Source organism: Actinomadura sp. NPDC048032 (genome assembly GCF_040653175.1).
Taxonomy (GTDB): Bacteria; Actinomycetota; Actinomycetes; order Streptosporangiales; family Streptosporangiaceae; genus Spirillospora; species Spirillospora verrucosospora.
On sequence record NZ_JBEZJP010000466.1, the window covers coordinates 1 to 5,983 of the forward strand.

Sequence of the window (5,983 nt, forward strand, 5' to 3'; positions counted from 1 at the left end):
GTCCAGGGGTCGACCTCCTGGCGCGGCTCGCCGTCGCTCGCGCCGAACGAGGCGTGGTCGTAGAGGACGACCGCCAGCCCGGCCGCGGCGAGCGCTTCGGCGATGTCGTCGGTGTACTGCTCCTTGACCGCCCCGAGCCCGTGGGTGACGACCACGGCCGGGTGCGGGCCGGAGGCGCCGTCGGGGGTGTAGAGCCATCCGCGGAGGGTCGTCCCGGCCGAGACGAACTCGATGTCCTGGCGCATTGTGCGGGTCCTTTCGCTGGTGCGGCGGCTGTCCGCCGCGGTCTATGGAGGGCCGGGGGATCCGGCGGGGGTGAAGACGCCGCTGAGCGCGGCGGCGTGTGCGGCCGCCGCGGCGCTCTCGGCGATCTCGTCGTCCACCGGCCCGCGGGCGACGAGCAGGCGGTAGTAGATGGGGGCGCCGACGGCGCTGATGATCGCGATGCCGTCGGTCCCCGGCGGCAGTTCGCCGCGTCCCGCGGCCCGTTCGACGATCCGGGACGCGAGGCGGTTGCGCTCGGCGATCACCGTTGCCCAGGCGGTGGACGCCTCGGGAGATCGGACGGCGGCGGCCACGACGCCCTCGACGAGCGCCCGGACCCTGGGCTGCCGGTACAGCGCGGCGATCTCCAGCGCGAGCGCCCGGAGGTCGTCCTTGAACGAGCCGGTGTCCGGTATCGGGATCTCGGTCTTGCCCATTTCGCCCAGCAGGTCGACGACGAGTCCCTCGACCGTCCGCCATCGCCGGTACAGCGTGGCCAGATGCACGCCCGAACGCGCGGCCACCTTCTCCAGGGTGAGTCCGGCGTATCCGCCGGCCTCCAGCTCGTCCCGGGCCGCGGCCAGCACCGCGGCACGAGTGCGCGCCGTTCGGCCGCCGGGCCTCACGGCCCCCGTCGCGCGCGGCTTCGCGTCCATGCGGCGCCCCTCTCCGTGGGTTGCCTCAGAGGGTAACGCGAAATTCTTTGCATTAACAGTGGGCCGGCGGGGATCGACCGGGTAAGGGGCCGCAGGGTGGGCAGGAGGGGCGTGAGGTCAGAACGCCCATTCGGGGGGACCGATACGGGAAGCGAGGGTCGCGTGTCTGGTGCCGTGGTCATCGTCGGCGCCGGCCTGGCCGGGCTGGCGTGTGCGGTGAGGCTGAACGAGGCCGGGGTGCCGGTGCGGGTGCTGGAGGCGTCCGACGGGGTCGGGGGCCGGACGCGGACCGACATCGTCGACGGATTCCGTCTCGACCGGGGCTTCCAGGTCTTCAACACTGCCTATCCCGAGGCCAGGCGTGTCCTGGACATCCGGGCCCTGGACCTGAGGCCGTTCGCTTCCGGTCTGCTCGTGTTCCATGAGGGACGGCGTGAGCGCGTGATGCTCCCGTGGAAGCATCCCCGGCATGCGCTGAGCGGCGCCCTTGCCGACGTCGGCTCCGTCCGCGACAAGGCCGGGCTGGCCGCGATGACCGCCCGCGACCTGACGTTTCCCGTCCCTCGGATCCTGCGCGAAGCCGAACGCGACACCGCCGCGGAGCTTCACCACTGGGGCATCTCCGAGCGGATGACCGAAAAGCTGCTGCGCCCGTTCCTGGCCGGGGTGCTGCTGGAACGGGAGCTGGAGACCTCAAGCCGCTTCTTCCACCTGATCTGGCGGTCGTTCGCACGCGGCACGATCGGCGTCCCCGCCCTCGGGATGGGACGGATGGCGGAGCAACTCGCGGCGCGGTTGCCGGACGGAGCGCTGTCGCTGGAGACCGCCGTGGGAGCGGTCACCGGTGAGGGGGTGCGGACCTCCGATGGGGAGACGGTCGAGGCCGACGCCGTCATCGTGGCGACCGACCCCGTCCGGGCCGCCGCCCTCGTCCCCGAGATCGAGGCGCCCGTCATGCGGGACGTCACCACCTTCTACCACGCGGCTCCGAAGTCTCCGCTGGAGGAGCCCCTGCAGATCCTGGACGCCGAGGGGATCCTCACCGACACCCTCGTCCTCACCGACGCGGCGCCCGAGTACTCCGCCGACGGCCGCGCCCTCATCGCGACCTCCGTGCTCGGGATCGACGCCGACGAGTCGCGCGTGCGCGGCCGGCTGGACGAGATCTACGGCGGCGCCGCCGCGTGGCAGCTGATCGCCACATATCCGATCAAGGGAGCTCTTCCGGCGATGCCTCCGCCGCTGAGGCTGCGCCGGCCGGTGCGGATCCGCAGGGGACGCTACGTCTGCGGCGACCACCGCGACACCGCGTCCATCCAGGGCGCCCTGGTGTCCGGCCGCCGCGCCGCCGAAGCCGTCCTGGCCGACCTGCCCGGCTGACCCGTCGACCCACCGGTGCGCGGGGGCAGTGAGGGCCCTGCTTTCGGATGCGTGGCGTGGTGGCGCAGGTCCTATTCTTGTGGGCGATGGGAACACGAGGGGTGGAGGGTGCATATCAGGGTGCCCTTCGGGCGTTTCAGAACCCGATGCTCGATCTGCTCCACCGGACCTATGCGCCGTTCGTGGTGACGGTGCTCGCGATGATGTTCACGCCGGAGCGGCCGGCGGTGGCGGTGGCGGACGCCCACGCGGAGGTCGCCGACGCCCTCGAACAGTTGCGGGCGGCGGGCTACGGCGATGAGGGCGACCAGCCCCTGCCCGCGGGAAACGCCCGTGACCTGTGCAGGCAGTGGGTGCACGCGGGCTGGCTGGTGCGGCAGGTCTCCGACGACGTCGAGGTGTACCGGCTGTCCGCACACGGGGTCGGCGCGCTGGAGGTGGCCGGCCGCGTCGGCGGGGCGCGCACCAGGGTGTCGGAGTCCCGGGTCCGGACGCTGCTGGAGGCGGTCGAGCGGCTCGCGCAGGACGCGGACCCGGACGTGATGGCCCGGATGGCGCGCCTCCAGACGGAGATCGATCAACGCCGGAGGGAACTCGAACGGCTCGAACGGGGCGGCGTCATCGACACCGTCGACGACGACCAGTTGCTGGAGGCGGCCGAGAACGTGCTGCATCTGGCGCGGGAGCTGCCCGCCGACTTCGCCCGCGTCGCCGAGTCGATCAAGGCCATGCAGCGGGACGTCGTCGCCGACCTGCGGCAGGATGCGCGGCCGACCGGGGAGGTGCTGCGCGAGTACCTGGAGCGCGGCCGGCAGATCATGGACACGACGCCGGAGGGCCGCGCGTTCGCGGGGGCGATGCGCCTGATCGGCGACCCGGCGCAGATCGACGACCTGTGGAACCTGCTGCGCACCGTGCTGCGGCACGGGTTCACCGAGCTGATGCCGGAGCCGCAGCGGCGGGAACTCGCCGAGGTCGCACGCCGGATCGAGCAGGGCGTCAAGGAGGTGCTGGCCGCTCAGCGGCAGGCGTCGCACGTCATCACCACGCAGGTCCGGGACCACGACCCGATGCGCGACCGCCAGGTGGACGAGCTGCTGCGGGACGTGATGTCGGGGTTCCACACGTGGGTGCCGAGGTCGCGCCGCGGCGCGGTCGTCGCTCCGCTGCGCCGCCTGCCGGTGGCCGATGTGAGGCAGCTGCGCCAGACCCTGAGCGACCTGCGTCCGCCCCAGCCGCCCACGCCGCTGCGGGAATGGGACGAGGTGGAGGACGTGCCGGACGCGGACACCCGGGCATGGGGCGGTCCCCAGTACGCCGAACTGCGCGCGCATCTGGCGGCGTTCGCCGGGGACGGGGACGCGGACGGCGTCGACGTCGCGGCCGCGTTCCGCGCGGCGGCCGAGCGGATACGGCGGCCGGTGGACCTGCTCGGCCTGCTGGAGATCGCTCACGGCCTCGGAATGACCGACACGGCCGAGGTCGCGGTGGTCGACGCGGTCCGGCCCGACCAGACCCGGCGGCGTCTCGCGTTCGGCGGAGTGCTGGCGGCGAACCCGGCGCCGTCCGCCGCCGCGGACGGGTCCGGCGCCGCCGACGACGAGGGGCCGGGGGAGCGGCGATGAGCGAAGCGAACGGCGCGGACGACGACTGGGCGACCGGCGCGGAGGCCGGCTTCATCGACCCGGTGGCGATGGAGGACGACCCGTCCGAACTGTTCGCCGGCGACACGGGCACGCTGGACGTGGAGGTGCGGCGGGTGCTGGTGCGGCTGCTGCAGCGCAGGTTCCTGCTGGCGGAGAAGAACTCGGCGCAGTGGCGCACGCTGCTGGAGAACCAGCAGCTCATCGAGTCGCGGTTGCACGACCTGTTCGTCCGGCTCGTGGTCGACCACGACCGGGGCATCGCCTACAAGCAGCAGGTGCGCTCGGCGGAGCTGGACGTCCCGATCCTGCTGAAGGACGACCCCTACACCCGGGCCGAGACCCTGGTGCTGGTTCACCTGCGGACCGTCTTCCAGCGGGAACGCGGGACCGGCGAGACGTCCGCGCGGGTCGACATCGAGGAGCTGGAGCAGACCGTGCTCACCTACTTCGACCCGGACGACCACAACCTCGCCCGCGGCCAGCGCGAGATCCGCAACGCGGTGGAGCGGCTGGCCAAGGACGGGCTGCTCGCGGAGGAGTCCGCCGGCCGGTACCGGATCACGCCGCTGGTCGAGGTCGTGCTGAGCACCGAGAAGCTCACCGAGCTGAGCCGGTGGCTGCGGGAGCAGAACGAGGCCGCGTCATGAGCATGATCGACACGCTGTTCGGGCTGATCCCGGCGGCATCGCGCGGGCAGCAGTGGGTCGCGAGGGACCTGCAGCTGGTCAACTGGGGCGGCTACGACGGGTATCACCGCGTCCGGTTCGCCCCGGGCGCGACCCTGTTCAGCGGCGGTTCCGGGTCGGGCAAGTCGACGCTGATGGACTCCTACATCGCGTTGCTGATGCCGCACACCACGCCGTTCAACGGGGCGTCCAACGGCGGGGTGGTCGGCCGGCCGCGCGGCAAGGACCAGCGCAACATCCTCTCCTACGCGCGCGGGAAGCTCGACGAATCGCGGACGGACGGCGGGACGAAGGTGCGGGTGCTGCGCGGGGACGGCCGCGACACCTGGACGGCGATCGCGATGACCTGGGCGGACCGGGGCGGTGCGGTGTTCACCGCGATCCGGGCCTGGTACGTGCCGGCGTCCGCGCGCGCCCTCGACGACGTCGTGGTGGTCCGCGCCGTCCGCGACGACGACTACGACCTGCGCGAGCTGGACGGCCCGGCGGGCAGCAGGTTCGCCCGCGACGCGGTCGCCGCGACGGGCCTGACGTGCTTCGGCACCGACCGTGACTTCACCGCCCGGCTGCACACCGCGCTCGGCATCGGCGCCGCCGGGGACGGGCACAAGGCGGTCGGGCTGCTCGGCCGGATCCAGGCCGGCCAGCAGATCACCACCGTCGACGCGCTGTACAAGACGATGGTCCTGGAGGAGCCGTCCACCCTGGCGACGGCGGACGAGGTGGTGCAGCAGTTCGACGAGCTGTCCGGCACCCGCGAGCGGATGATCACCGCCCGGCGCCAGGTGCGGGCGCTGGCCCCCATCCGCGACCACCGCAGGGCCATCGACGGCGCGGCGGCGCGGCTGCGGGTGATCGAGGCCGTCGGATCGTTCACCGACCCGGCGTCCCCCGCGGCGCTGTGGTGGCACGAACGCCGGCTGGACCTGCTGCGCGCCGCCGAGCAGGACCTGACCGGACGGCGCCGGCGGGCCGAGCAGCAGGTGGCGGAGACGGCCACGGCGATCGGCGTGGCGGAGTCCCGGCGGGAGGCGCTGCTGGACACCCTGCGCGCGTCCGGCGGCGACCGGCTGGAGACCGCGCTCCGGGAGATCCGCAACGTGGAGCGGCGGCTGGCCGACGTCGAACGCGGCCGGGATCGGCTGGAGCGGGCCCTGGGCGCCATCGGCGCCACCGTGTCGACCGGCGAGGAGTTCGCCGCGCTGGCCGAGACGGCGCGCCGGGCGCTGGCGGACTCCCAGGCCAGGAAGACCGCCCAGAACGCGTTCGCGAAGGCGGCGGGGGACCTGACCGTGGTCAGCCACAACGTCGGCGCCGGGAACCCCGATCCGGTCGCCGCCGCACGCGACCT

General features: G+C 73.3%; 6 protein-coding genes. 4 read left to right on the forward strand and 2 right to left on the reverse strand.

Features of this window, described 5'->3' with window-relative positions:
- On the reverse strand, positions 1-245 hold a 245-nt coding region (locus AB0C69_RS36450), incomplete at its 3' end, for an alpha/beta hydrolase (RefSeq protein WP_360360065.1).
- Positions 246-287: 42 nt separating this feature from the next.
- The gene (locus AB0C69_RS36455; protein ID WP_360360068.1) at positions 288-920 is read right to left on the reverse strand and encodes a TetR/AcrR family transcriptional regulator; all 633 of its coding nucleotides are present in this window, start codon (positions 918-920) and stop codon (positions 288-290) included.
- Positions 921-1,082: 162 nt separating this feature from the next.
- Here AB0C69_RS36455 and AB0C69_RS36460 point away from each other — a divergent pair, with 162 nt between their 5' ends.
- From AB0C69_RS36460 to AB0C69_RS36475, 4 genes are all read left to right on the forward strand, one after another.
- Complete coding sequence (locus tag AB0C69_RS36460) at positions 1,083-2,300, forward strand: NAD(P)/FAD-dependent oxidoreductase (RefSeq protein WP_360360071.1); 1,218 nt, start codon at positions 1,083-1,085, stop codon at positions 2,298-2,300.
- A gap of 86 nt (positions 2,301-2,386) precedes the next feature.
- Positions 2,387-3,925 (forward strand): DUF3375 domain-containing protein, encoded by a 1,539-nt coding sequence (locus AB0C69_RS36465; protein ID WP_360360074.1) that lies wholly within the window; start codon positions 2,387-2,389, stop codon positions 3,923-3,925.
- Positions 3,922-4,593 (forward strand): DUF4194 domain-containing protein, encoded by a 672-nt coding sequence (locus AB0C69_RS36470; RefSeq protein ID WP_360360077.1) that lies wholly within the window; start codon positions 3,922-3,924, stop codon positions 4,591-4,593. The genes AB0C69_RS36465 and AB0C69_RS36470 overlap by 4 nt, the downstream gene beginning before the upstream one ends.
- Positions 4,590-5,983: ATP-binding protein (locus AB0C69_RS36475; RefSeq protein ID WP_360360079.1), on the forward strand; the 1,394-nt coding region annotated here is incomplete at its 3' end. The genes AB0C69_RS36470 and AB0C69_RS36475, both read left to right, overlap by 4 nt.